23 protein-coding genes are annotated in these 23,837 nt (G+C 61.4%); 9 read left to right on the top strand and 14 right to left on the bottom strand.

What is annotated here, in order from left to right; all coding sequences use genetic code 11:
* Positions 1 to 62: 62 nt before the first annotated feature.
* Entirely contained in the window at positions 63 to 1,160 is a 1,098-nt protein-coding gene (locus ACFQDI_RS12970; RefSeq protein ID WP_377167182.1) for an MGDG synthase family glycosyltransferase, read from the top strand.
* Positions 1,161 to 1,168: 8 nt separating this feature from the next.
* Positions 1,169 to 1,564 carry a (deoxy)nucleoside triphosphate pyrophosphohydrolase gene (locus ACFQDI_RS12965; protein WP_377167180.1) on the top strand — a complete coding sequence of 132 codons (396 nt, stop codon included), beginning with the start codon at positions 1,169 to 1,171 and terminating at the stop codon, positions 1,562 to 1,564.
* A 140-nt stretch (positions 1,565 to 1,704) separates the two neighbouring features.
* On the opposite strand, the gene ACFQDI_RS12960 is transcribed toward ACFQDI_RS12965, so the two are convergent.
* The 4 genes from ACFQDI_RS12960 to ACFQDI_RS12945 are packed head-to-tail and all read right to left on the bottom strand — an operon-like array spanning position 1,705 to position 4,689.
* Positions 1,705 to 2,334 (bottom strand): thermonuclease family protein, encoded by a 630-nt coding sequence (locus ACFQDI_RS12960; protein ID WP_377167178.1) that lies wholly within the window; start codon positions 2,332 to 2,334, stop codon positions 1,705 to 1,707.
* Positions 2,331 to 3,026 carry a 7-carboxy-7-deazaguanine synthase QueE gene (locus ACFQDI_RS12955; RefSeq protein ID WP_377167176.1) on the bottom strand — a complete coding sequence of 232 codons (696 nt, stop codon included), beginning with the start codon at positions 3,024 to 3,026 and terminating at the stop codon, positions 2,331 to 2,333. Before ACFQDI_RS12955 ends, ACFQDI_RS12960 begins: the two co-directional genes overlap by 4 nt.
* Positions 3,026 to 4,363, bottom strand: a complete 1,338-nt coding sequence (locus ACFQDI_RS12950; protein WP_377167174.1) for an aspartate aminotransferase family protein — start codon at positions 4,361 to 4,363, stop codon at positions 3,026 to 3,028. The genes ACFQDI_RS12955 and ACFQDI_RS12950 overlap by 1 nt, the downstream gene beginning before the upstream one ends.
* A gap of 17 nt (positions 4,364 to 4,380) precedes the next feature.
* Entirely contained in the window at positions 4,381 to 4,689 is a 309-nt protein-coding gene (locus ACFQDI_RS12945) for a Dabb family protein (RefSeq protein WP_377167172.1), read from the bottom strand.
* A gap of 280 nt (positions 4,690 to 4,969) precedes the next feature.
* Here ACFQDI_RS12945 and ACFQDI_RS12940 point away from each other — a divergent pair, with 280 nt between their 5' ends.
* On the top strand, positions 4,970 to 5,230 hold the full coding sequence (locus ACFQDI_RS12940) for a Sec-independent protein translocase subunit TatA/TatB (protein WP_377167170.1): 261 nt from the start codon (positions 4,970 to 4,972) through the stop codon (positions 5,228 to 5,230).
* Between the two features lie 19 nt (positions 5,231 to 5,249).
* The gene (locus ACFQDI_RS12935; RefSeq protein ID WP_377167168.1) at positions 5,250 to 6,182 is read left to right on the top strand and encodes an endonuclease/exonuclease/phosphatase family protein; all 933 of its coding nucleotides are present in this window, start codon (positions 5,250 to 5,252) and stop codon (positions 6,180 to 6,182) included.
* A gap of 30 nt (positions 6,183 to 6,212) precedes the next feature.
* Here ACFQDI_RS12935 and ACFQDI_RS12930 read toward each other — a convergent pair whose 3' ends face one another.
* Positions 6,213 to 7,265 (bottom strand): NHL domain-containing protein, encoded by a 1,053-nt coding sequence (locus ACFQDI_RS12930; RefSeq protein ID WP_377167166.1) that lies wholly within the window; start codon positions 7,263 to 7,265, stop codon positions 6,213 to 6,215.
* Between the two features lie 118 nt (positions 7,266 to 7,383).
* Between ACFQDI_RS12930 and glsA the strand changes: the two genes are divergently transcribed.
* On the top strand, positions 7,384 to 9,201 hold the full coding sequence (gene glsA / locus ACFQDI_RS12925) for a glutaminase A (RefSeq protein WP_377167164.1): 1,818 nt from the start codon (positions 7,384 to 7,386) through the stop codon (positions 9,199 to 9,201).
* A gap of 5 nt (positions 9,202 to 9,206) precedes the next feature.
* Here glsA and ACFQDI_RS12920 read toward each other — a convergent pair whose 3' ends face one another.
* Complete coding sequence (locus ACFQDI_RS12920; protein WP_377167162.1) at positions 9,207 to 10,280, bottom strand: beta-propeller fold lactonase family protein; 1,074 nt, start codon at positions 10,278 to 10,280, stop codon at positions 9,207 to 9,209.
* 119 nt (positions 10,281 to 10,399) lie between these two features.
* On the opposite strand from ACFQDI_RS12920, the gene ACFQDI_RS12915 reads away from it, so the two are divergent.
* Together ACFQDI_RS12915 and ACFQDI_RS12910 are read left to right on the top strand one after the other, a co-directional pair.
* On the top strand, positions 10,400 to 12,358 hold the full coding sequence (locus ACFQDI_RS12915) for a sialate O-acetylesterase (protein ID WP_377167160.1): 1,959 nt from the start codon (positions 10,400 to 10,402) through the stop codon (positions 12,356 to 12,358).
* A gap of 60 nt (positions 12,359 to 12,418) precedes the next feature.
* Positions 12,419 to 13,819, top strand: a complete 1,401-nt coding sequence (locus ACFQDI_RS12910; RefSeq protein WP_377167158.1) for an MBL fold metallo-hydrolase RNA specificity domain-containing protein — start codon at positions 12,419 to 12,421, stop codon at positions 13,817 to 13,819.
* A gap of 77 nt (positions 13,820 to 13,896) precedes the next feature.
* Here ACFQDI_RS12910 and ACFQDI_RS12905 read toward each other — a convergent pair whose 3' ends face one another.
* From ACFQDI_RS12905 to ACFQDI_RS12880, 6 genes are all read right to left on the bottom strand, one after another.
* On the bottom strand, positions 13,897 to 14,586 hold the full coding sequence (locus ACFQDI_RS12905) for a hypothetical protein (protein WP_377167156.1): 690 nt from the start codon (positions 14,584 to 14,586) through the stop codon (positions 13,897 to 13,899).
* A 39-nt stretch (positions 14,587 to 14,625) separates the two neighbouring features.
* Positions 14,626 to 15,372 (bottom strand): Bax inhibitor-1/YccA family protein, encoded by a 747-nt coding sequence (locus tag ACFQDI_RS12900; RefSeq protein ID WP_377167154.1) that lies wholly within the window; start codon positions 15,370 to 15,372, stop codon positions 14,626 to 14,628.
* Between the two features lie 141 nt (positions 15,373 to 15,513).
* On the bottom strand, positions 15,514 to 17,133 hold the full coding sequence (locus ACFQDI_RS12895; RefSeq protein ID WP_377167152.1) for a CTP synthase: 1,620 nt from the start codon (positions 17,131 to 17,133) through the stop codon (positions 15,514 to 15,516).
* Between the two features lie 37 nt (positions 17,134 to 17,170).
* Positions 17,171 to 17,926: a 3-deoxy-manno-octulosonate cytidylyltransferase gene (kdsB, locus tag ACFQDI_RS12890; protein ID WP_377167150.1), complete on the bottom strand. Its 756-nt coding sequence runs from the start codon at positions 17,924 to 17,926 to the stop codon at positions 17,171 to 17,173.
* Between the two features lie 222 nt (positions 17,927 to 18,148).
* The gene (locus ACFQDI_RS12885; protein WP_377167148.1) at positions 18,149 to 18,430 is read right to left on the bottom strand and encodes an SWIB/MDM2 domain-containing protein; all 282 of its coding nucleotides are present in this window, start codon (positions 18,428 to 18,430) and stop codon (positions 18,149 to 18,151) included.
* A gap of 241 nt (positions 18,431 to 18,671) precedes the next feature.
* Positions 18,672 to 19,835, bottom strand: a complete 1,164-nt coding sequence (locus tag ACFQDI_RS12880) for a two-component system sensor histidine kinase NtrB (protein ID WP_377167146.1) — start codon at positions 19,833 to 19,835, stop codon at positions 18,672 to 18,674.
* A gap of 12 nt (positions 19,836 to 19,847) precedes the next feature.
* On the opposite strand from ACFQDI_RS12880, the gene cutA reads away from it, so the two are divergent.
* Positions 19,848 to 20,165 carry a divalent-cation tolerance protein CutA gene (gene cutA, locus ACFQDI_RS12875; protein ID WP_377167144.1) on the top strand — a complete coding sequence of 106 codons (318 nt, stop codon included), beginning with the start codon at positions 19,848 to 19,850 and terminating at the stop codon, positions 20,163 to 20,165.
* 89 nt (positions 20,166 to 20,254) lie between these two features.
* Here cutA and ACFQDI_RS12870 read toward each other — a convergent pair whose 3' ends face one another.
* Positions 20,255 to 20,764 (bottom strand): hypothetical protein, encoded by a 510-nt coding sequence (locus tag ACFQDI_RS12870; RefSeq protein ID WP_377167142.1) that lies wholly within the window; start codon positions 20,762 to 20,764, stop codon positions 20,255 to 20,257.
* A gap of 34 nt (positions 20,765 to 20,798) precedes the next feature.
* The gene (locus tag ACFQDI_RS12865) at positions 20,799 to 22,121 is read right to left on the bottom strand and encodes a glutamate--tRNA ligase (protein ID WP_377167140.1); all 1,323 of its coding nucleotides are present in this window, start codon (positions 22,119 to 22,121) and stop codon (positions 20,799 to 20,801) included.
* Positions 22,122 to 22,248: 127 nt separating this feature from the next.
* On the opposite strand from ACFQDI_RS12865, the gene ACFQDI_RS12860 reads away from it, so the two are divergent.
* Positions 22,249 to 23,712, top strand: a complete 1,464-nt coding sequence (locus tag ACFQDI_RS12860; protein ID WP_377167138.1) for a hypothetical protein — start codon at positions 22,249 to 22,251, stop codon at positions 23,710 to 23,712.
* Positions 23,713 to 23,837: the final 125 nt, after the last annotated feature.

The following is a 23,837-nucleotide window of genomic DNA, read 5'->3' as shown; positions in this document are numbered from 1 at the left end:
AACCCACGAGTTTGCCCGCCCTTTTCGCTTGTTTTCACCCGTTTCTCAGCCAGCGATGCGCGGTGATTTTGATCCTAACCGCAGGTTTTGGCGATGGGCATAACACCGCCGCACGCTCTGTGGCGGAGGCTTTGACACGCCTGTGCCCTGACGAGAAAATCGAGATGAGCGACCTCATCAGCGAGTCCCAGCCTTTGATCTCCGGCATCTGCAAAAGCCTCTATCAGTTCGCCATCACTCACTGGCCCGCCGGCTGGCGCATGACTTATGATCTCATGGGCCGCCCCTCCGTCACCGGGCCGGACGCCCTCTGGCAGACGGCCATGGTAAACGCCCTGAAAGAGCGCATCAAGACGCAGCAGCCACGCCTCATCATCAGCACCTACCCGCTCTACGCCATCCTGCTGGAGACCCTTTCCAAACAGCAGGCCGTGCCGCCCCTGTGCACCGTCATCACAGACTCCATCAGCGTCAATCGCGTCTGGGTCATGTCCGGCAGCAGCCTCTTTTGCGTGGCCGATGAGGAGACCAAAAAAGTCGTCATCGGCTTCGGCGTGCCCGAGTCCACAATCCGCGTCACCGGTTTCCCGGTCGATCTCGCCTTCACAGAGCCGCTGCCAGAGCAGCCCCAGCACCACGGCGCACGCATCCTCTACCTGCCCTCCACCACCGGACGTCGCGTCGCCGCCACCCTCGAGGCGTTGAAGCCCCTCTTCCGCAGCGGCGTCAGGATGACGCTGCCCGTCGGCAAGCATGACCGGCGCCTCTATCACGTCCTGCGCCGCTTCACAGACTCCATGCCGCCGGACACCTTGGAGATCATCGGCTGGACCAAGCGCATCCCGGAATTCCTTCGCACGCATGACGTCGTCATCTGCAAGGCCGGCGGAGCCATCCTCCACGAGGTGATGGCCGCAAAAATCCCCGCCGTCATCGATTACGTCGTGCCCGGCCAGGAGGAGGGCAATGCCGAGATGATCACCAAGCACGATGGCGGCATCGTCACAAACAGCGCCGCAGAGACGGCCGCAGCCGTCGGGAGCATCCTCACCAACAACAGCGCCGTGGGCCGCCGCATGCGCGCCAGCATGGCCAAGATCAGCATGCCCGATGCCGCCATCCGCACCGCTAAAGCGGCCCTCGCCATCGCTGCCTCCTGAACCCGCTCATGGAATCCCCTGCCCCAGTGCCCGTCGTTTGCGCCATCATTCAGCGCGACGCGCACATCATGCTCGCGCAACGCCCGCCCGGGAAAAAACTTGGTGGCATGTGGGAGTTCCCCGGCGGCAAGGTCGAACCCGGTGAAACGCCCGAAGCCGCCCTCCATCGCGAGCTTCAGGAGGAACTCGGCTGCACTGTGAGCATCACTCAGACACTCGCCCCCTTTGTTCACGCCTACGACTGGGGCCGCATCGAGTTGATCCCCTTCATCTGCGAGCTCACCCCGGACAGCCCCGAGCCGCACCCCCACGAGCACACCGCCCTGGCATGGGCAGAGCGCCCCCTGTTGCCCTCCTACAATCTCGCCCCGGCGGACGTACCGCTGCTCGCTGCGTTGGCGTAGCCAGCGCTCCCCCCGTAAGTTGGGTGTGTTTGGCGTCCAAGGCCTGCGGCTGCTCTATCATCCTCTGCACCAAACCGCCCGACTCTCAGCGGCACCGACCCCTCACATCTTCATCGCACTGGCAGATGAGAGTCAGCATCTCACTCCACCGGCAGCGGCCTGCCCCATGCCCCGCGATGCGCCTTTCGCGCCTCGCGCTCCAGTTCACGCAGATGGTTTTCAAAATCATGCTCACGGCGTCCGTCCGGCATAAAGGTTCCCTTGGTATGTATGCGGCACAGCCCCGCTTTCACCAGCTTTTCGGAAAGCTCTTCGCCATCGTCAAAGAACACCAGCGCATACGAGCGGGCGCTGTCAAACACGCGCTCCCAGCGGGTCTGAATCGTGAAGTGCTGGCCATTCAGCAGCTTTTCAGTGAAGGCCTTCGCCTCCAGTCCCAGGCTCTCCGTCTGCGGAATGCTCAGCCCGCCGAAATAGGCCGCCTGATCCTTCATCCGGTTTTTGATGAGCGGGTACAGCCGCTTTTCCGGACAATCGACAAAATACAGCCTCAGCACCTGCTCCCCCCCTTCATACGAGATCTTGAAGCTGTCCCCGTCATTGTTGGCATCCGCGACCAGCCGGGCATCGGCAATCTGCACAAACCGGTTCTTCGCCTCTGGCCTCGCCTGCGGCGATTTCTCCAGGTAATGGTGCCAGAACTGCAGCAGCCCCACGACCACCCACAGCAGCATCCACAGGCTTCTCGCACCCCTTGACCGTCGTTTCATGTGCCGCGTTTGTTTCCAAACAGATCGATGTGCAGACGCGGGGAGTATCGCCAGCCTGTCCGCTTGCACACCTCCACCAGCCACATCTGCCGCGCCCGCAGCGCCTCCTGCGTGATCCCCTCCGGCATCAGCAAAATCTTCTCCGGCGGCACCGGCACACCGATGGACGCCACCACCGCCCTCACTTCATCAACATCGGCCTCCGTCGCCACGACAAACTTGAGCTGGTAGTCATAGCTCTCACACCACGCCCTCAGCACCTCCGGCTGCAGACGTAGCCCCTCATGCTTCTCCGCCCACGCCTTGCCCGCTTTCGCTTCGCTTGGCGTGGAGTGCGCCAGCTTCGGGCTGATCGAGGCCAGATCACACGCCACACCCTGCGGCGCGATCGTCCCTGCCGTTTCAATCGTGATATGCTTTCCCGCCTCACGCAGCCGCGCCAGCAGTTCCGGCATCCCCTTCGCCACCATCGGCTCCCCTCCGGTGACCACCACGAAACGCGTCGGCTCACGCTGCACCACGGCAACGATCTCCTCCACGCTCATCTCGACACCTTCCGGCTTCCACGAGGCATACGGCGTGTCGCACCACGTGCAGCGCAGATTGCACCCCGAGGTCCGCACAAAGACCGAGGGCACGCCCACCAGCGAGCCCTCGCCTTGCACGGAGTAAAACGTCTCGGAGATCAGCATCAGGCCTTCCAATCCGCTGCATGACGCGCAAAAGCAAGCGCCGCTCGCTTCAGCGCCTCGTCGATGTCAGCCTCGGTGTGCGCCAGACTGATGAACCACAGCCCGCGCTCGATCGCACGCACCCCTTCCTCCAGCAGGCAGCGGCGCAGGTGCGCCCAGCGCGGCGCATCCTGGCGCAGCACATAGTCTCGGTAGTTCGTGATCGGCCCCTCCGGCGCGCCCGGCTTCAGCATCGTCGCATGGAATACCAGCCCGGCCCCTTGCGGACGCAGCGGGATGTGGTTCTCCGCCGCCAGCTGGCTCAGACCCGCCATCAGCCGCTCGCCCAGCGCGATCATCCCCTCAGGATGCTTATCCCCCAGGTCAATCACCTGATCCAGGCACCACTTGGCCGCAGACAGGCACAGCGGGTTCGCATTCAAAGTTCCCGCATGCACCACCTCGCCGCTCATGATCTTGGCAAAAAATTTCTCCTTGCCCGCCAGCGCCGCAAACGGCACCCCGCCTCCGATGGCCTTGCCCAGGATCGTCAGGTCCGGCGTAAAGCCGTAGTACTTCTGCGCACAGCCGGCGCCAAAGCGGAAACCCGTGATCGTCTCATCCGCGATCATCACGATCCCGTTCTCATCGCACAGCTCGCGGATCGTCTCGATCATCCCCGGCACCGCCGGCATGCAGCCCGTGTTGCACAGCACCGGCTCAAAGATGATCGCCGCGATCTGGTCGTGATGCTCCGCCACTCGCTGGCGCAGGTGCGCCGGGTCATTCCATCGCGCCACCACAAACGTGCTCAGCACCTCCGGGATCACCCCCTTGCTCGGGTGCAGCCGCGTCGGATCATCCTCCGACCCCCATTGTCCCGGCGGCGGCGCGTAGCCCACGAGTCCTTCATCACCCCAGCCGTGGTAGTGGCCTTCAAACTTCAAAATCATCGGCCTGCCCGTGTGCGCACGCGCCAGCCGCAGCGCGGAAAGCACCACCTCCGTGGCGCTGTTGTTAAACCTCACACGCTCCGCACCCGGAATCATCTTTTGCAGCCGCTCCGCCACATCGATCTCCAGTTCGCTCTGTGCCGCCCAGTGCGTCCCCTTGTGCGCCTGCGCACCGATGGCATCTGCCATCCCCTCCGGTGCATGGCCATAAAGGATGGCCCCCTGGCCGATCTGAAAGTCGATGTACTCGTTGCCATCCACATCAAACAGGCGCGAGCCCTTGCCGTGGTCAAAATAAAGGGGCACCGGTGCCTCCATCTTGCGGATGCCGCTGTTGATGCCTCCCGCGATGCTGCGCTGCGCGCGGGCATAAAGTTCGGCGGATTTTGGAAAAGTGTAGGACATGAACGTAAGAGTGAAATTCAGACCAGCGCTGCACTGTCATACACCACCACCCGCTCCCAGAAGGTCTTGCAGGTGTCCACAAAGCGTTTGTGCTGCGGGCAGTCCTTCTGGTAAAACTCATGGTCCGCCATGTTTTGAAACTTCAGCACGATCGAGTAGCTGAAGGAATGGTCCGTCACCGGCCGCTTCTCGGTGTCCGCAGGCTTGCCTGCAAAGGCCAGCGCCAGATAGTCGATCTTGATGAGCTGCTGCAGTTCCGCTTCAAAGGTGGCGCGCTGTTCGGCGGTGAGGTCGGGCTTGAGCCAGAAATAAACGTTGTGAATCATGGTAGCCCATTGGTACGCGCCGAGGCTCCCTGTGCAATCGCCAAAGTCTGGTTTGGGAATGGGACCAGCTTTTTGAAAAAAGCCACCCCCGGCATTTTTGCTCAAAACCTCAAAAAACTGCTAACTCTCAGCCTCGGCTTGCGTTTAGTGCATTGAAGAGAGCACCACGGCGTCACAGCCCGGCGTATCTCCTCACCCGCGCGAAGGACAATGGCCCCACTGGGAACGACTGAAAGTCCGCGTTGCACGTCACTGCGAACAATGCAAACCTAGTACCATCATGAATCCCTCATCCATCCTCGCAATCGGTCCTCTCGGCACCCCCGAGATGATCATCATCGGCATCCTCATCCTCGTGCTTTTCGGCGCGAAGAAGCTCCCCACCTTTGCCCGCAGCCTGGGCAAGAGCATGGGCGAGTTCAAAAAGGCACGCACAGAGTTTGAGCAGGAGCTTCAGAACGCCCAGGAAGAAGTCGAGCGTCCGAAGATCACCCCGCCTCAGGAAAAGCGCCAGCCCGTCGCCAACGTCGAAGATTCCTAGCCGGATCACCCTCGCTGGCATGCTGCCACTCCTTCAGTTCTCGCGGCGGGTCTTCGGACCCGCCGTTTTTTTTGCCTGCGCTTCACTGCTCTACGCAGCAGAGCCCGGGCCCCTCACCTTCTGCTCCTACAACCTCAAAAACTGGCTCACCATGGAGCGGGCTCCCGGCCAGCCCCCCGCCTCCAAGCCGGAAAAGGAGCGTGCCCAGGCGGTGAAAATGCTCGCCGCCATCCACCCGGACATCCTCGGCATCTGCGAAATCGGCACCGCGGAAGATCTGGCCGAGCTTCAGCAGCGCCTGCTTCAGGCCGGGGTGGACCTGCCCTACACCGAGCTGACTCATGGCGGCGACCCCTCCCGCCGTCTGGCCCTCCTCTCCCGGCTCCCCATCAAAACGCGCAACTCCCAGACCACCCTCACCTATCAGGTCGGCGCCCAGTCCCTCCCCTTTCAGCGTGGCATCCTCGACGTCACCCTCTCCATCACTCCCACCTTTGACCTCCATCTGCTCGGCGTCCATTTGAAGTCCATGCGCACCGTGCCTGAGGCCGACCAGGCCGAAATGCGCCGCAATGAAGCCCGTCTCCTGCGCTTGCATATCGACTCCATCTTCGCGCGTGAGCCCGGTGCCTGCATCCTCGCCTACGGCGACTTCAATGCTCAGCGCAACGACCCCGCCGTGGCCGAAATCGTCGGCAGTCCACGCAGCGGAGACACCGCCATGCAGGACCTACTCCTCCGCGATGAAAACGGCGAAGTCTGGACCCATTTCTGGGACGCCGCAGACATCTACTCACGCCTCGACTACTGCTTCACCAGCCGTCTTCTCCGCCCTTGCATCGACATCCGCAGTTCCGGCATCCACACTGATCGCGACTTCTACAAAGCCAGCGACCACCGCCCCTTGGTGCTCAAAATCAGCCCAGAGCCCATCACAAAAACGCGCAGATAAACAGCAGCGCCGCCCTTTAACCTTGTCCCCCTACTGCTTCACCACCTTCAGCACACGGTTGTTGTAGCTGTCCGTGATGTACAGCTCCCCGGACTGCGGCTGAATGGTGACCCCGTGCGGGCGGGAGAGCTGGCACTGCCTGGGGTCGCCACCCACGCCTGCGCTGCCCTGCTTGCCCGTACCCGCGATGCGCTCGATCATCCCGGTGCTCGGCACATACCGGCGCACCAGATGCGCCTCCGCATCCGCAATGATCACACTGTCATCCTTGTCCACACACAGGTGCTTGGGGCCGTTCATCGTCGCCGCCAGCGCCGGGCCACCGTCCCCCTCCCCCCCCTTGGCGCCGCTCGCATTCACCACCGTGCGGATATGCCCCGTTTTGTCCACCACACGCAGCGCATTGCCACCACGCTCGAGGATGTACACATTCCCCTGCCGGTCCGGCGCCACAGCACGCGGGTCTGAAAGAGGCGCCTCCGTGGCCACAGCCCCATCTTCAGGCCTGCCACGTTTGCCATTGCCTGCAATCACCCGGCTCTGGTGCGTCGCCAGATCGAGCTCGATCACCTGCAGCAGGTTCGCGATGTACAGCTTCGTCCCTTCAAAATTCAGCGTGATGCAGTACGGGCCGTTGCCCTTTTCCTTGCCCGCCGGTGCACGCCAGCCCTCCAGCGTGGAAACGATGCGCGCCTTCACATCCACCACTCGCACCCGCCCGTTCCACGTATCCCCCACCAGCACATTGTCATTCGGCAGAATGGCCAGATTGTGCGGCCCGTTGAACTGCGCACGCAGCGCCTGCCCTCCGTCACCGCTGTCTCCGGGCTTCAGTTGTCCCGCCACATGCTGGATCGTCCCGCCCCCGTCCACCTGCAGCAGCCGGTTGCCGGACACCATCTCGACGATCCACATGTGCCCGCCGGAGTCAAAGGCCGTGCCAAAGGGCTCCTTCAGCACAGCATCCGTCGCCGCGATGTTCATCGCATCCTGCGTCCCGCCTCCGGCCACCAAAACAATTTGGTCCGCTTTGGCGATCAACGGCAGAATCAAGGCGAGCAGGCTGGTTCGGAGTGCAGTCATGGTATGGGAGAGAAATACTTCATGAACTCCGGTTTTTTTCCAACCGATATTCGTCCGGCAAAACAAACCGTTTTTCAGAAATACACTCACCCGGCATGCCTGTTGCTTTAGGTCAGGAATGCTCTCTCCCATCCAAGAGTACGTTGAACAGCTGCATTCTCGTTACGCCTCCAGCATGGAGGGCCATGTCGCAGACTATATCCCGGAGCTCTCCAAGGCCGATCCCCGCCTGTTTGGCATCTGCATCGCCACACGTGACGGCCACGTCTATGAGGTGGGCGACACCCGGCACCCCTTCACCATCCAGTCGATTTCCAAGGCCCTGGTTTACGGCCTGGCACTGGAGGATCGCGGCGAAGAGCACGTCCTGTCACGCATCGGCGTTGAGCCCTCGGGGGAGGCTTTCAATGCCATCAGCCTCAGGGAGGGCAGCGGCGCTCCTTTCAATCCCATGATCAATGCCGGGGCCATCGCTACTGCCGGTCAGATTTTGAAAAAAGACGGCAAAAGCCGCATCGAGCGCGTGGTGGAGTACCTCAGCGGCTTCGCCGGGCGGGACCTCACCATCAACCAGTCCGTCTATCGCAGCGAAAGTGAGACCGGCCACCGCAATCGCGCCATCGGCTGGCTGCTGCGCAATTTCGGCATCTTGGACGAAGACCCGGACGAAACCCTGGAAACCTACTTCCAGCAATGCTCTGTGGAGGTCACCTGCCGCGACCTCGCGCTCATGGGCGCCACCATCGCCAATCAGGGCATTCAGCCCCTGACACGCAAACGGGCCATCGCCGCCGAATACGTGGACAATGTCCTCGGAGTCATGGCCACCTGCGGCATGTATGACTGGTCCGGCGAGTGGATCTACCGCGTCGGCCTGCCGGCCAAAAGCGGTGTCGGCGGCGGCATCCTCGCCGTCCTCCCGGGGCAGCTCGGCATCGGCATCTTTTCGCCTCCGCTGGACAAGCAGGGAAACAGCGACCGCGGCATCAAGGTCTGCATGGATCTCTCGCGCGAGCTCGCCCTGCACATGATGAACCCCACCGCCACACCGCGCTCCGCCATCCGTCTCAAATACCACGGCGGCGAGGTCGTCTCCCGCAGGCGCCTCCCCCCTCAGACGCGCGATCTCCTGCGCGCAAACGGCACCATGATCCAGGTCATGGAACTCCAGGGTGGCCTCACCTTCACCACCATCGAGCCCGTCATCCGCCTCGCCACATCTCTCAGCGCCGAGTGCAGGCACATCATTTTCGACCTGCGCGCCGTGGTAAACGCCAACTCCGTCAGCCTCATCCTCCTGGCCAATCTCGGCACTCGGCTTGCCCCCCAGGGCGTACGCGTCATCTTCTGCCAGCCAGCCCGGCTCATGACCGCCCTGCGCACAGTCGGCATCCCCGAGGCAGACATCTTCACCACCATGGACGCCGCCCTGGAGCACTGCGAAGACTCGCTCCTCCTCGAAGTCACCGGTGCCTCCTGGCGCCCTCACGTCCCGCTTCATCTGAAATCATGCACCCTCTTCCGCAACTGCAGCGACGCTGAAATCGCCTTCCTCGAAAGCGAGCTCCCCCGGCGTCATTACGAGGGCGGCCAGACCATCATCAGCACTGGCGACCTCGCCACCGAAATGCTCGTCATGGTCAGCGGCAACGTGGAAGTCCAGATCCCCACCGAAAACCTGACCCGCAAACGCATCGATGTGCTCACAGCCGGCATGACCGTCGGTGAAATGGCCTTTCTGGACGGCTCCGCACGCTCCGCAGACGTGGTCGCTCTGGAGTCCGTCGAATGCGTCGTCATTTCCAAAGCTTGGTTTGACTCCCTCAATGAGCGCAACCCGGCCCTGAAGATCACTCTGCTTCAGGAAATGACCCACGAAATCGCCTCCCGCCTCCGGCAGGCCAATCTCTCCATCTCCGCCTTCCACCGCTCCTAACCAGCCTACTTCCGCTTCAGCAGCCGCACACGGTGCGTTTCGCTGTCACCGATGTACACGGTGCCGTCAGCATCGCAGAAGATGCCATGCAGGCGCGCCATCTTACACTTCAGCGGATCACCCTCAGGGCCATCACCCTTCTCCCCCGTGCCGGCGATCAGTTCCAGATTGCCGGTTTTGGCGTCGATCATGCGCACACTGTGGCTCTCGGTATCCGCCAGCCAGGCATTCCCCTCAGCATCAATCGAGACTCCTTTCGGCCCGCTCAGCGTCGCCAGCTTCGCCGGACCGCCGTTGCCCGTGAACCCCTTGGCACCCGTACCCGCCACGTGATGAATCTTGCCGGCCTTGAGGTCAAATTTGAACACCTGGTTCCCCTCTCGGGTGACCAGCCAGAGATTGCCCGCCTTGTCGAAGTCCAATGAGCGCGGCCCTTTGAGCGGCGTGCCCGTGATGGGCGCACCATCCGGCGTCACCCCAGGTTTGCCCGTGCCGGCAAAGGTGCTGATGTCGCCGGACTTCATGTCGATTTTGCGGATGACGTTGTTTCCGATGTCGCACACATACAGGCTGCCATCAGGCCCAAACTGAATGCTGTGCGGGCTTTTGAACTGAGCCTTGGCCGCAGGCCCGCCATCCCCGCTGTAGCCTGCCACACCCGTGCCTGCGAAGGTGGTGATGATCTTCGTCTTCATGTCGATCTTGCGCACCACATGGTTCGTCATGTCCACCACGTACAGGTCCCCTTTGGCGTCAAAGCGCAGCTCGTGCGGCAGATTGAAGGTGGCCTGCAGGGCCGGACCTCCGTCTCCGCTGTAGCCTTTTTTTCCCGTGCCCGCGATGGTGCTGATCGTTCCATCCGCAGCCACACGGCGGATGCGCTGGCCCGTGTACTCACAGAACCAGATCGCTCCGTCCGGACCACGCACCACGCCAAAAGGATTGTCGATCTGTGCCGCAGTGGCAGGGCCGCCATCGCCACTGCCACCCGGGGTCCCATTTCCAGCAAAGGTGGAGATGGTCCATTCGGCAGCAGAGACGGATTGAACAAGCAAAGCGAGGGTGAGGAGTAGGCGCATGGTGTGAAATGGGACGATGAAGGACGGCCCGGCGAAAGCCAAGCAGGAAAATGAGTACGCATTCATTCCACCGTTTTGCTGGCGCAAATCTGCAAGCCTGCCAAAATTCGCACACAACCATGAAGAAGCTGACTCTCTGCGCCTTTCTCACCGCCATCACGGTCTCTCACGCTGCAGTGCAGATGCCCTCCATCTTCACCGATCACATGGTCCTCCAGCGCGATCTGCCCGTGCCTGTGTGGGGCACGGCCGCCCCCGGCGAGGAGGTCACCGTCGAGTTTGCAGGGCAGAAAAAAACAGCCAGGGCAGATGCCAATGGCAGCTGGATGGTCAGGCTGGATCCCCTCACCGCCAGCGCCGAGCCCCGGGTGCTGAAAGCAGGCACTGTCACGATTCAGGACGTCCTTGTCGGCGAAGTCTGGCTCGCCTCCGGCCAGTCCAACATGGAATGGGAGATGCAGATGAAGCCGGACAGCACCGCCGACATCCCAAACACCAACCATCCCAACCTCCGCCTCATCGAGGTTCCCAAGACCGTAGCACTCACACCGCAGGCTGATGTCAAAACCGCCTGGGCCCGCAGCTCACCGCAAAGCGCCGCCTCATTTTCCGCCATTGGCTATTACTTCGGCCTGCGTCTTCAGGAGGAGCTCAAAGTCCCGGTCGGCATCATCCTCAGCGCCTGGGGCGGCACTCGCATCGAGCCCTGGACGAGCCTGGAGGGCTTTGCAGCCGTGCCAGCCCTCAAGGATTTCACCGCCGACATCCGCAGCAAGCTGCCAGGTAGCGAAACCTACCGCACCTCCAATGAAAAGCACCTCGCCGCCATCGAGAGCTGGACTCAGTCAGCACGTGCTGCCCTGGCCCGGAGTCAGGCCGTGCCACCCATGCCAGCGCAGCCCGCAGCCCTGCCGCTCAATCAGGTCAGCCCCACCACGCTCTACAATGCCATGATCCATCCCCTGGTGCCCTACGCCTTTCGCGGCATCATCTGGTACCAGGGAGAGTCAAACCACACCGAAAGCTTCGCCTACACCGAAAAAACGAAGGCGCTTCTGTCCTCCTGGCGCAGCGTTTTTCAGCAGCCAGACCTCCCCTTCTACTTTGTGCAGATTGCCCCTTGGCAGTACGGAGCCGAAGACAGCGAGATCCTTCCCCAGTTCTGGCAGGCCCAGCGCGAATGCCTGAACATCCCCAACACCGGCATGACCGCCATCTCGGACATCGGTGAAGTGGCAGACATCCACCCCGCTCATAAAAAAGAGGTGGCCCGCCGCCTGTCCCTCTGGGCATTGTCAAAAAACTACGGCCGTAACGAAATCGACCCCAACGGCCCTCTCTACTCAGGCTATGCGGTGGAAGGTGGCTCGATTCGCGCCAAATTTGACCACGCAGGCGCCGGCCTCGCATCACGTGATGGCAAGCCTCTCTCCCATTTCGAAATCGCCGGCAAGGACGGCATCTTCCATCCCGCCGAGGCAAAGATCGATGGCAGCAGCATCCTCATCAGCTCCGCCTCTGTGCCTGCTCCCCGCCGCGCCCGCTTTGCTTGGAGCAAGATCGCCATCCCCAATCTCATGAACAAGGAAGGCCTGCCCGCCACCGCATTCCACACCCACTGGCCCGTGGACCCGGATCTGGGAGACAACCTCGCCCGCGGCTGCACCTGGGAAAGCAGCGACAAAAACACCTACGGCTGGGACACCGGCCTCACAGACGGCTCCTTGGTCGAATTTCCACCCAACTGCTACGCCACCAGCAATAGCGACAAGTTTCCAAAGCACGTCACCGTGGATCTCAAGCAGCCAAAGACAGTCAACCTCGTCTGTGTCAGCGTGCCTGCCGTCGGCTCCACCAAAACGGTGGCCGTGTCTGTCAGCACCGACGGCCAGACCTTCCGCGAGGTGGGCCGCCATGCCTTCACACTCGGCAAGCCCGAGCGTGCCAGCCTCACCTTCCCCGACGCCGACGCCCGCTACATCCGCATCAGCTACCTGGACCACCATGACAAGCTCTCCGGCGAATACCCAAACACCTTTGCGTTCACCACCGAGGTCGAGGCGTATCATACGAAGTAGCACCGCGTTACCAAATGCCAGCCAGTTGCAAACCACCTGGCCCACCCCTTTCAACCAACCATGAAACTGACCTTCTGCGGCGCAGCCGGCACCACCACAGGCTCAAAACACCTCATCACCGTCAACGGCCAGCGCATCCTGCTCGACTGCGGCCTCTATCAGGGCAGGCGCAGCGAAGCCTTCGAGCGCAACCGCGACTTCCCCTTTGACCCCGCCAAGATCGATGTCGTGGTCCTCTCCCACGCTCACATCGACCACAGCGGCAATCTCCCTCACCTCTGCAGGCGCGGCTTCACCGGCAACATCTTCGCCACCCCCGCCACCCGCGACCTCTGCAGCATCATGCTGCCAGACGCCGCCCACATTCACGAGTCCGACATCAACTGGCTCAACCGCCATCGCAAAAACGACAACCTCCCCCTCCTGGAGGCCAGCTACACCATGGCAGACGCCGAAAACTGCATGCGGCAGTTTGTCTCCGTCAGCTACCACCGCCCCATGTTCATCGCAGACGGCGTCCAGCTCACCTTCATCGACGCCGGTCACGTGCTCGGCTCCGCACAGGTCGTCCTCGACATCAATGACCGCGAGACCGGCAAAAAATCGCGCCTCCTCTTCTCAGGTGACATCGGCCGTCCCAACAACGATCTCCTCGCAGACCCCGAGCCCTGCGAAAACGTCGATCACGTCATCATGGAAAGCACCTATGGCGGTCGGCACCACGAACTCGCCACAGACTCCAACGAGCACATCTGCCGGATCATCCGCCGCATTCTTCAGCAGAAGGGAAAGCTCATCATCCCCTCCTTCGCGGTGGAGCGCACCCAGCAGCTCCTCTACACGCTCGACCAGCTTCGTCACGAAGGCTGCTTCCCGCTCATCCCCACCTTTGTGGACAGCCCTCTGGCCGTCAAGGCCACCGAAATCTTCCGCCTTCATGTGGACGAGCTCAAACCCAACGTGCGCGAAGCCGCCTTCATGCGCAACGACCCCTTCGGCTTCGAAGGCCTCCAGCTCGTTCGCGACGTCAACGAATCCAAAAACCTCAACAGGCTCAAAGGTGCCGCCGTCATCATCTCCGCCTCCGGCATGGCCGAGTCAGGCCGCATTCTTCATCACCTGCGCAACAACGTCGGCAACGAGCAGAACATCATCCTCTTCGTCGGCTACTGCGCCCAGAACACCCTCGGCTGGAAGCTTCGCGAAGGCCAAAAGCGCGTAAACATCCTCGGCGATGAATTTGAGGTCCATGCAGAGATCGAGATCCTCGACTCCTTCTCCGGCCATGCAGACCATGACGAACTCCTCGGCTGGTTCGACCGCGTTCAGGGCCCCAAGAAAAATGTCTTCCTCGTCCATGGCGAACCCGAACGCTCCGCAGCACTCAAAACCGCCCTAGATGCCAAACACACCGAAGGCAAGGTTCAGATTGCCGTCATGAATCAGGCCGTCGAACTGTAAGAAAGTGATGCGGGCACTCTTGCCCGCACCCTCTTTTGACTCGTTTCACTGCGGGCTGGGGCCGCCCGCAGTCATTCTCAGTTCCCGCTCTTGAACAGCCGCTTGAAGAAGTGGCCTACTTCGAGGCCCGTGTCTCCAGTCCATTCCCAGGCACGGCGGGCGGCACGCTTCACGTCGTCAGCCGCTTTCTCGCCCTTGGATGCAGGCGGAGAGACCGGTTCAGGCCCATAGCTGGCCAGACCGTTGTTCCACTGCTGGTGAATGACCGCGCCAGTTTCGGCGGAGATCACAATGAAGCCCACTTCACGGCCATCCGTGCCATTCAGCCCAAGCCCCCACTCAGGAGCTCCGGTGGTGGCATTGGCCGCCAGCTGATACGCAGCGCTGACAAAGTTGACCTTGGCCAGCACCGCATTTTGCTGCGCGATCTTCAGCACATCCGACGAACGGAATCGGATCCGGTTGAAGGCAATCACCTGCGGCGGCACCCGCGAGAGCAGCTTCGTACCAGCTCCGCTCACCTTGGGGGCCCAGCCGCTCTTCTCGGCGCTGATCGTGGCTCGCACCAGCTCACCCGGGCGGAATGGGTCACGCGCATACACAGACCACTGCGTCGGGTCAGACGGACTGGCGGGAGACTGCAGCAACACCACACCCTCCGCAGTGGCCGCACCGTACTCCTGATCAATGATCGTGGCGATTTCAGGATTGGCATGCACCAGCGTGGCACCGGCCATCAAAAGGCTCAGAAAGACAGGGATTTTCATGATTGGAATGGGGTTGGAGTCCTTCAGTCGGCAGGCTGTTCAATCACGGCTGCGCAGCTTGGCCAGCAGGCGCAGGATTTCCAGATACAGCCACACCAGCGTGACCAGCAGGCCAAAGGCGGCGTACCACTCCATGTGCTTCGGCGCTCCGGCCTCGCAGCCGTTTTCGATAAAGTCAAAATCAAGCACCAGATTCAGCGCCGCCAGGATGACGACGAAAGCGGAAAAGGCGATTCCCACCCAGCCATTGCCAAACAGACCCGGGATATGAATCCCAAACATGCCCAGCACCCACGTGGCGAGATAAAACAAAGCCACTCCCCCGGTCGCAGCCACAATCCCCAGCTTGAAATTTTCCGAGGGCTTGATCATTCCGGTCGCATATGCCGCCAGCAGGGCAAACAGAATGCCGCAGGTCAGCATCACCGCAGTCAGGACGATGCCGCCGAAGGCCTTCTCATACATCGCGGAAATGATGCCGACGATCACACCGTTGCCCAGCGCATACACCGGAGCAAGCGCAGGTGCCGTGGTCGGCTTGAACGAAATGATCAGGGCCAGCACCACTGGGACGATCCAGCCAAACGTCAGCGCCGAACCAAACCACGCCGGCGCACTCCCGCTCATCAGAATCTTCCAGCTCCAGCTGGCAGAGGTGACCAGCAGCAGCGTCAGAATGGCTGTTTTGAGAACGGTTCCGTTCAGCGTCATCACGCCATCGGCAGGGTTGCCGGAACGTGAACGTTCAAAGACCTGATCGTTAAGGGTGGGATTGGAGGATCGCATGATTTATAAGTCTGATTTCAATCACAACCTACAAGACACACCATGGGTTGGTCAATCGGCCTCTTCGACTCAATTGACCACGTCTCCCACCTCGCAACGGAGCCATCTCGGGCCCCATATAGGCACTCAGCCCTCCCGCCTTCAGCAGACAGGATCAGCCGCCGCATGGTGCTGCATGGCAGCCTTCACAAAGCCAAAGAACAGCGGATGCGGATTGTTCGGCTTCGACAGGAACTCCGGATGGAACTGACAGCCAATAAAGTAAGGATGGGACGGCAGTTCAACGATCTCCGCCAGGTCCCCCTTCGGTGAAGTGCCGGAAATCAGCAGCCCCTTCTCCTCCATCAGTTCCTTGTACTCAGAGTTGAACTCAAAACGGTGCCGGTGGCGCTCCGTGATCGTCGCGCTGTGATACAGTTCGTAGGCCTTGCTTCCCGGCACGAGATCCGTCACCCAGGAGCCCAGTCGCATCGTCCCCCCGAGTTGCTTCACCTTCTTCTGCTCTTCCATCAGGCTGATCACCGGGTGCGGCGTGGTCTTGTCAAACTCCGTGCTCGTCGCCCCCTTCAGACCGCACACATTGCGGGCAAATTCGATCACCGCGATCTGCATGCCGAGGCAGATGCCAAAGAACGGGATTCCTTTCTCACGCGCATACCGCGCAGCCGTCACCTTCCCCTCCGTCCCACGGTCGCCAAAGCCCCCCGGGATGAGGATGCCCTGCAGCCCCGTCAGGTAGAGCTCCGGCCCGGCTTTCTCGATGCTCTCCGCATCCACTCGGATGATGTCCACCTTGCAGTCGTGTGAGGCTCCCGCGTGCGTCAGCGACTCATAGATGCTCTTGTACGCATCCTGCAGCTCGATGTATTTGCCCACCACTCCGATCCGCACGTGATGCGTCGGATGGATCACCCGCTGCACAAAGTTCCGCCAGCGGCTCAGGTCAGGCTGCGGCGTGGTCAGGTTCAGCAGACGGCACACATTGTCATCCAGCCTCTCTTCATGCAGCTTCAGCGGCACCTCGTAAATGGTGTGCTTCACGTCCCGGACTTCCACCACGGAATCAATCGGCACGTTCCCAAACAGCGAGATCTTCTCACGCACATCCAGGTCCAGCGGATGCTCGGTCCGGCACAGGATGATATGCGGCGCAATGCCGATCTCCCGCAGCTTGGCGATGCTCTGCTGCGTAGGCTTCGTCTTCAGCTCCTGCGCTGCCTTGATGTATGGCACCAGCGTCGCGTGAATGAACAGCACATTCCCCACCCCGACCTCATGGCCAAACTGGCGGATCGCCTCCAGGAATGGCAGGCCTTCGATGTCGCCCACCGTACCCCCGATCTCCGTGATGATCACATCACCGCCCATCTTCTCCGCCACCTCGTGCATGCGCGCCTTGATCTCATTCGTCACATGCGGGATCACCTGCACCGTGCGCCCTTGGTATTTTCCGGCACGCTCCTTGTCCAGCACGTTCTGGTACACCTGGCCGGACGTGATGTTGTTCAGCCGCGACAGGTTCGTGTGGGTAAAGCGCTCATAGTGCCCCAGGTCCAGGTCCGTCTCCGCACCATCATCCAGCACATACACCTCGCCATGCTCGTACGGGTTCATCGTGCCCGGGTCGATGTTAAGGTACGGGTCAAACTTTTGCATGATGACCTTGAGGCCCCGCAGCTCCAGCAGCGTGCCCAGGGAGGAGGCCGCAAGGCCCTTGCCAAGTGAACTGACGACACCGCCTGTGACAAAAATGTATTTCATGTGATTGTTTCTCGGTTGGAGGGGGTCGGGCTGCAGTTCAAGAAGATTGTTTTTCAAGATGCCTTTCAATTGCGGCCACCTGCTCCGGCGTATCCACCCCCGGCGAAAGCTCGTCCGTCAGCACCACCCGGATCCGCGTGCCGTTTTCCACCGCCCGCAGCTGCTCCAGAGACTCCGTCTGCTCCAGCCGCGAGGGTGGCCACGCCACAAACTGGAAAAGAAAGCTCCGCTGAAATCCATAGATCCCCAGGTGCCGGTAGCTCCTCGGCCACGCCTCCGGGTTCCGCTGGTACGGCAGCGGCGAACGCGAAAAATACAGCGCGTCCCCCTGCGTGTCGAAGATCACCTTCACCACGTTCGGATCACTGATCTGCGCCGCATCCTGGATCGGGGCCGCAGCCGTGATCATCTTCACCCCCGGATCATCCCTCAGCGTCCTCGCCAGTTCGTCGATCAAAGCAGGCGAGATCAGCGGCTCGTCCCCCTGCACATTGATGATCACCCGGTGCTCAGGAAATGAATTCGCCGCCTCCGCGATCCGGTCCGTCCCGCTCGGGTGCTCCGGCGCCGTCAGCACATACTTCGCCCCAAATCCCGCCGCCGCCTCCGCGATCCGCGCGTCATCCGTCGCGATGATCACATCGTCGATCTGCTTGCACTCCTGGCAGCGCTCCCACACATGCTGCACCAGCGGTTTTCCGGCGATGAGGTGGAGCGGCTTGCCTGGGAAGCGGGTGGAACCCCAGCGGGCAGGAATGGCTACGAGTGTACGGGAGGAGTCGGTGGTTGCCAAGGTGGTGGTGACGAGCAGGTTCCCTTGAGATGACGCGAAAGCGCGGGCGATGCAAGGGAGATTTGAAGCCTCCTCCGTCAGCCCCCCTCACCTGCCCCTCGCAAAAGACGCCACCGGGCATAAAAAAACCCGCAGACAGCCTGTGTCCGCGGGTTTTTGAATGGGGGGTGGTGCTTGCCCGGAGGCTCCCTGTATAGCCAGGAATGCTCCAGGCTGCCCGTCTTACTTGACGTGGGCGGAGACCAGCTTGGTCATCTCAAACATGGTCACCTGGCTCTTGCCACCAAAGACGGCCTTCAGCGCCTCGTCGGCATTGATGTTGGTCTTCTTGGCCTGATCCTGCAGACCATGCTGCTTGATGTAGTCCCACAGCTTCTTGGTCAGCTCTCCACGGGAAAGCGGGGCGGAACCCACGACCTTCGCAAGAATCTCGTCCGGCTGGACGGGCTTGCTCAGAGCTGGGTTGGGTTTGCGGGCGGGTTTCGGGTTGGTTGAGTCAGACATGGAGGCGGATGCTTGCAGAACTACGCCCCATGGTCAACCCCAGTAATGCAGCCGATCGCCCTAAAGTAATAAAGATAATCTTTAGCCCAAAACCCACCACTCGCGTCCATCCCTCAGGCAGATCGTCTTTCAAAACGGCCCATCAGCAGCAACCACAGCCGCAGGGAGACTTCACCCCACCCCGTGGACCACGGCCTCTCCACCCCTCCCCCAAACCGGCAACCATCTGGAAATCAGTCAGTTACAGGTCAGATTTCACGTCCACATCGCTCCCAGCCTCCAGCATCCGCACATTCTTCGCCACCAGCGGCAGCCACAGGCTCACCCGCGTTCCCAGCCCCTCCCGGCTCTCCACATCGATCTCCCCTCCGTGCTCACGGATGATCCGGCGCACAATCAGCAGCCCCAGCCCCGTCCCGGTGGACCGCGTCGTGGAGAAAGGCTGAAACAGCTTCCCCATCTGCTCCGCATTGATCCCCTTCCCCGTGTCCTCAAAGCTCAGGCGCACCTCAAAATCAGTGAACGTCCCGCTGATCGTCAGCGTCCCTCCCTTCGGCATCGCCTGGCACGCATTGCGGATCAGGTTGTACACCGCCTGCTTCATCTGGCCCGCATCCAGCGGCATCGCTGGCAGGTCCGGGCGCATTTCCAGCTTCAGCTTCACCTTCGCCGCCTCGATCTCCGGCTGGAGAAACCTCACGCACTCATCCAGCAGCTCGCGCAGTTGCACCCGCTGCAGCTGCGGCTTCGTCGGGCGGATCGCCGCCAGAAACTGGCCGATGATGAAATCCAGCCGCTTGATCTCCCCCGTCGCCACATCCAGGTGCTCCTGCAGGCTCGCCCCCTTCGCCCCCATTTTTTTAAGCCGGCGCTCCAGCAGTTGCAGGTGAATGGTCAGCGAATTGAGCGGGTTCCCCAGCTCATGCGCCACGCCTGCGGCCAGCAGCGTGAAGGCATTCAGCCGCTCGCTTTCCAGCTGCTCCTCCGTCCGCTTCCGCGTCTCCGTCACATCGCGGATCAGCATCACAAACCCCTGCGGTGCCTCATCATCGATGCTCGTGATGTAGAAATTCAGGTAGCGGTTCTCCGGGTAAAACACCTCCAGGTCGCGGCTCACCACCGTGCCGGGGATAAGAAGCTCGTTCCAGTCCAGCCCGCGCACTCCCTGCGCCAGGCGTCCCCCCAGCACCTGATCCTTCTCCAGTCCGAAAAACGTGCACGCCGCGCGGTTCACATACGTGACCTTTGCCTCGTCATCCAGCAGGATCACCCCCTCCTGCAGCGCCTCAAACACCTTCTCCTGAAACTTCTTCTCCCGCGCCAGCTCCAGCACGATGCCCTGCACCTCGCCCGGTTCCAGGCGGTCCATGCGTTTGATAAGCTTGTCGATGAACGCAGATCTCATAGGTTGGCGGGAATGAACGACCTCCTCATTGTCCTTTGCACCTTCCCCGACCTCGGGAAAGCCCGCGAGACTGCCACGGCCCTCGTCGAATCGCAACTCGCCGCCTGCGTCAATCTCATCCCCGCCATCGAATCCATCTACCGCTGGCAGGGCAAAGTCGAAACCTCCTCCGAAGTCCTCGCCCTCTTCAAAACCACCCCCGCCGCCTATCCCCGCTTCGAATCCCGCCTCCGCTATCTCCACCCCTACGACGTCCCGGAAATCATCGCCCTCAAGCCTGAGCATGCGGCAGATGCCTATGCACGATGGATCAGGGAGTGCGTGATATGACAAAGCCTTCTGAATGCGGTCATGAGGAGGGCTATGTTTAGAGCATAGGTGACGACTTATGCTCTGCAACTTTCGTCAATAACAATGAATTAGTCAACGCCACCCTCGTAATCGGAAGGGAACAATCGCTTGAGAAAGCCGCACAAACTATCGTTGATCGGAGATCTCGAATCGATTCCAAACCCGGCACTGTACTTGTAGATTTGGATAGACTGAAAGTCGCGTCCTCGGGCCACGAGAAGATTTCCGTCCGGTATTCCGCAGAAGGGCCAGAGCTCAGGATCATCGGCAAGCAAAAGTCCTGCTACAGGTAAGACTCCGTCACCATCTTCAACTCCACGAAAGAAATGAGGCTCCCAGAAGTAGATCTCACCTTGGTAAAAATCTTCTTCATCGATATCAAACTCTCTACCTGCCAAAGGAAAACGTTGAAGCAATAGCTTGTAACACTCAGGGAATAGCGAATCAATGAAAGGTGATATCTGCCCCCATTCCGCAGGATCAATGACACATCCTTGCGCTGAAGACTCAAGTAATAGCAGCTCTTCGGCTGCCGAAACGATGTCGGAAGGAATCTCTGGCAAAGAAGACTTCGGCATTACATTTCGGCGTAAAAAGGAGTTGTCTGATTCGTCACAAACCCACCACCTCCGCCAGCGCCCTCTCAATCCTCCCCAGCGTCTTCTCCTTCCCGATCAAATGCGCGATCGTCGTCACCCCCGGCCCGCGTGACTGACCGCTCAGCGCAAAGCGCAGCAGCGGCATCATCGCACCTGGCTTCACGCTCAGCGCCTTCGCCGCCGCTTCCACCGCATCGTGGATACTCTGCTCGGTCCATTCCCTGGCCTGCGCCAGCTGTTCCGCAGCAGCCTTCAGCAGCCCGCCGTTCTCCGGCTTGGCCTTCAGCTTCGTCACCACATCCGCCTCAAAGGGGTAGTCCTCGCGGAAGAAATAATGCACCCACTCCGGCAGCTCCGTGAGCAGGCTCACCTTCTCGCGCACGCTGTGCACCGCCGCCGCCGCCATCGCATCATCGTTCCAGGCGAGCCCCTTCGCCGTCAGGAACCGCCGGGCGTTTTCCAGCAGCGCCTCCGGGCTCAGCTCACGCAGATACTGCGCGTTGAACCACTGCGCCTTTTTCAGGTCAAACTTCGCGTTACTGCTATGGATCGCCTCCGCATCAAACAGCGCCGTCAGCTCCGTGCGATTGAGCTTTTCGCTCTCCGCCTTCGGCGTCCAGCCCAGCATGCACAGGTAGTTGAAGACCGCATCCGGCAGGAATCCCGCGTTCATGTAGCTGTGCTCGATGGCACTGCCCTCATCACGCTTGCTCATCTTGCTGCCATCCGGATTCAGGATCAGCGGGATGTGCGCATAAGTCGGCGGTGTGGCACCAAAGGCATTGAAAAGATCAATGTGCTTCCAGGTGTTGGACAAATGATCCTCACCACGCAGCACGTGCGTCATGCGCATCTCGATGTCATCCACCACGTTCACAAAGTGGAAGATGTAGCTCCCATCCGGGCGGCGGATCGTCATGTCCGGCTCCTCGGTGGGGGCAAAGGTCACGTCCCCGCAGACGAGGTCATGCACCGTGATCGCCGTGCGGCTGAACTTGAAGCGCTGCGCACCATCCGGCTCCGCATACACGCGCCCGGCGTCTTCCAGCTTTTTGAAATAGGCATCGTAGATGTCCTTGCGCTGGCTCTGGAAATACGGCCCGCAGTCACCGCCCGCCTCGGGGCCTTCGTCCCAGTCCAGTCCCAGCCAGCGCAGGCCTTTGATGATGCCGGCAGAAGCTTCCGCCGTATTGCGCGCGCCGTCCGTGTCTTCCACGCGCAGGATGAAGGTGCCGCCCTCCTTGCGGGCCATCAGCCAGTTAAAGAGGGCCGTGCGGGCGCCTCCGACGTGGAGGTCACCGGTGGGGGAAGGAGCAAAGCGGACGCGGATGGACATGGGTGGTAGGAAGTAGTGCGGGCAATCCTGCCCGCTCATAAGGGGCTAGGACAATAGCCGGGATTCGCCATTTCAAATTTCAAATCTCAAATTTCCAAATGCGGCGCACCTGTTTATGCTCCGCACCATGAAGATCTCTCGCATCCTGCTTATCCTTCTGGGCCTCGGGCTCCTGCTCGCGGTGGCAGCCCCCCTCGGTGGCGTCTGGTGGCTCCGCCAGTATGTGAGTCGCGAGCGTCTCACCCTGGAGACGGAAAAGCACATCAACGCACGCGTCCATCTCGACGACGTCAACCTGGCCATTTTCTCCTGGCCCCCCAGCCTGCGCCTCAGCGGCATCAAGATCGGCCCGCGCGACCAGTACGCCGGCACCCCCATCGCCGCACGTCCGCCCATGCAGCACGCTCCCGTTCAGGTCCAGATGGCCTACCTGGAGCTCGTCCCCGAGGGCCTCTGGCAGCGTCAGTTCCTCCCACGCGTGCTCCGCCTCATAGGCCTGGATGTCACCGAGTCCGTCAGCCCGCAGGAAGGCAGCTCCTTGCAGAAGCTCTTCCAGCCACCGCCGGAAAAACTCGCCCAGATGCAGCAGGAGCAGGAGGTGCCCCGTGCCATCCCCGTCCAGTCCGCCCCACCCGTAGCCGCCGTGCCTGCGCCAGGTGCCCCGCCGCCCGCGCTGACCACCCCTCCCGTCTCACCCCCGGCCCCGGCAGAGCCTCAGCCCAGCGCCCAGCGCTTGTCTCTTCAGGAGATCAGCATCGAGCAGGCCCATTTCCGCATCACCAACCGGGGTGTGGATTCTCAGTTCAGCGCCGACATCAGCAACTTCAGCTTCGCCCTCACGGACATCGACATTGACCCCGGCGATCTCACTGCCCACAACCGGCTTCACGCCCGCCTCGCCGCCAAGGTGCTGGTGGACGGCGTCGCTCAGATCGGCGGCCAGCCGCGTCAGGTGCGCTTCGCAGACATGACCCTTCATGGCGAGGGAGATGTGAATCCCGTGGACCCCGCCACCCTTCTCTGGTCCCCCGCTGCGGACCTCCGCATCGTCATTGACCGTGGCTCCTCCATCGGCGGAAACATGACCATCGGCGACACCGCAGGCCAGCACCTCGACAAGCTCATGAAGTACGGCATCGATCTCCGCGCCATCCGCATCGGCGGCACCCTCGCGCAGGATGTGCAAGCCCACATCCTCTACCGCGAGCAGTCCATGCGCTTCCTTGAGGATGCCCAGTTTGCGCTCCCCGACTACGAGTACACCATCAAGCGTGACTCCTGGATGGACTTCGCCAAAGACCAGCAGGGCCTCCTCACACGCCTTTCCTGCGGCGAGGCCCTCAAGCAAAGCCTCATGCAGGGCATCGCCAGCCGTGGCATCAACCGCACCCTCTCAAAGCTCGCTGTGGAGGCCCTCTCAGACAGCCGCGGCCGCCTCACCTTCGACCTCACCATCACCGGCTCCCTCTCACGCCCCGAAGTCAAACCGGACATCCAGGTCAAACTCGAAAACCTCCTCGGAAATGACATCGAGCAGCAGGCCAAAGGGCTGATCAACTCTTTCAAAGGCCTCAAGGGGCTTTTCAAGTAGCTCAGCCCCAGCCATGGAGGATAGGCCTCCGGCCTATCCATGGCCCGCAGGCTTCCAGCCTGCGCTGCCCACCTGGCGCTCCATCAGCCGCACTCGCATCAGGCTCCGTCAGGTACAGTCAGGCT

It is taken from the genome of Prosthecobacter fluviatilis, from assembly GCF_042655725.1.
GTDB classification, from domain to species: Bacteria; Verrucomicrobiota; Verrucomicrobiia; order Verrucomicrobiales; family Verrucomicrobiaceae; genus Prosthecobacter; species Prosthecobacter fluviatilis.
Note: the sequence above shows the minus strand (reverse complement) of the source record. Positions and strands in the feature narration are given on the sequence as shown.

Excerpts from the sequence above, each read along its gene's own strand:
- ACFQDI_RS12965 (WP_377167180.1), top strand. The coding sequence starts at position 1,169 with ATGGAATCCCCTGCCCCAGTGCCCGTCGTTTGCGCCATCATTCAGCGC.
- ACFQDI_RS12905 (WP_377167156.1), bottom strand. The coding sequence starts at position 14,586 with ATGAAAATCCCTGTCTTTCTGAGCCTTTTGATGGCCGGTGCCACGCTG.
- ACFQDI_RS12955 (WP_377167176.1), bottom strand. The coding sequence starts at position 3,026 with ATGCTGATCTCCGAGACGTTTTACTCCGTGCAAGGCGAGGGCTCGCTG.
- ACFQDI_RS12880 (WP_377167146.1), bottom strand. The coding sequence starts at position 19,835 with ATGAGATCTGCGTTCATCGACAAGCTTATCAAACGCATGGACCGCCTG.
- ACFQDI_RS12870 (WP_377167142.1), bottom strand. The coding sequence starts at position 20,764 with ATGCCGAAGTCTTCTTTGCCAGAGATTCCTTCCGACATCGTTTCGGCA.
- ACFQDI_RS12860 (WP_377167138.1), top strand. The coding sequence starts at position 22,249 with ATGAAGATCTCTCGCATCCTGCTTATCCTTCTGGGCCTCGGGCTCCTG.
- ACFQDI_RS12865 (WP_377167140.1), bottom strand. The coding sequence starts at position 22,121 with ATGTCCATCCGCGTCCGCTTTGCTCCTTCCCCCACCGGTGACCTCCAC.
- ACFQDI_RS12935 (WP_377167168.1), top strand. The coding sequence starts at position 5,250 with ATGCTGCCACTCCTTCAGTTCTCGCGGCGGGTCTTCGGACCCGCCGTT.
- ACFQDI_RS12915 (WP_377167160.1), top strand. The coding sequence starts at position 10,400 with ATGAAGAAGCTGACTCTCTGCGCCTTTCTCACCGCCATCACGGTCTCT.
- ACFQDI_RS12940 (WP_377167170.1), top strand. The coding sequence starts at position 4,970 with ATGAATCCCTCATCCATCCTCGCAATCGGTCCTCTCGGCACCCCCGAG.
- ACFQDI_RS12930 (WP_377167166.1), bottom strand. The coding sequence starts at position 7,265 with ATGACTGCACTCCGAACCAGCCTGCTCGCCTTGATTCTGCCGTTGATC.
- ACFQDI_RS12920 (WP_377167162.1), bottom strand. The coding sequence starts at position 10,280 with ATGCGCCTACTCCTCACCCTCGCTTTGCTTGTTCAATCCGTCTCTGCT.
- ACFQDI_RS12895 (WP_377167152.1), bottom strand. The coding sequence starts at position 17,133 with ATGAAATACATTTTTGTCACAGGCGGTGTCGTCAGTTCACTTGGCAAG.
- ACFQDI_RS12900 (WP_377167154.1), bottom strand. The coding sequence starts at position 15,372 with ATGCGATCCTCCAATCCCACCCTTAACGATCAGGTCTTTGAACGTTCA.
- ACFQDI_RS12910 (WP_377167158.1), top strand. The coding sequence starts at position 12,419 with ATGAAACTGACCTTCTGCGGCGCAGCCGGCACCACCACAGGCTCAAAA.
- ACFQDI_RS12885 (WP_377167148.1), bottom strand. The coding sequence starts at position 18,430 with ATGTCTGACTCAACCAACCCGAAACCCGCCCGCAAACCCAACCCAGCT.
- cutA (WP_377167144.1), top strand. The coding sequence starts at position 19,848 with ATGAACGACCTCCTCATTGTCCTTTGCACCTTCCCCGACCTCGGGAAA.
- glsA (WP_377167164.1), top strand. The coding sequence starts at position 7,384 with ATGCTCTCTCCCATCCAAGAGTACGTTGAACAGCTGCATTCTCGTTAC.
- ACFQDI_RS12960 (WP_377167178.1), bottom strand. The coding sequence starts at position 2,334 with ATGAAACGACGGTCAAGGGGTGCGAGAAGCCTGTGGATGCTGCTGTGG.
- ACFQDI_RS12950 (WP_377167174.1), bottom strand. The coding sequence starts at position 4,363 with ATGTCCTACACTTTTCCAAAATCCGCCGAACTTTATGCCCGCGCGCAG.
- ACFQDI_RS12945 (WP_377167172.1), bottom strand. The coding sequence starts at position 4,689 with ATGATTCACAACGTTTATTTCTGGCTCAAGCCCGACCTCACCGCCGAA.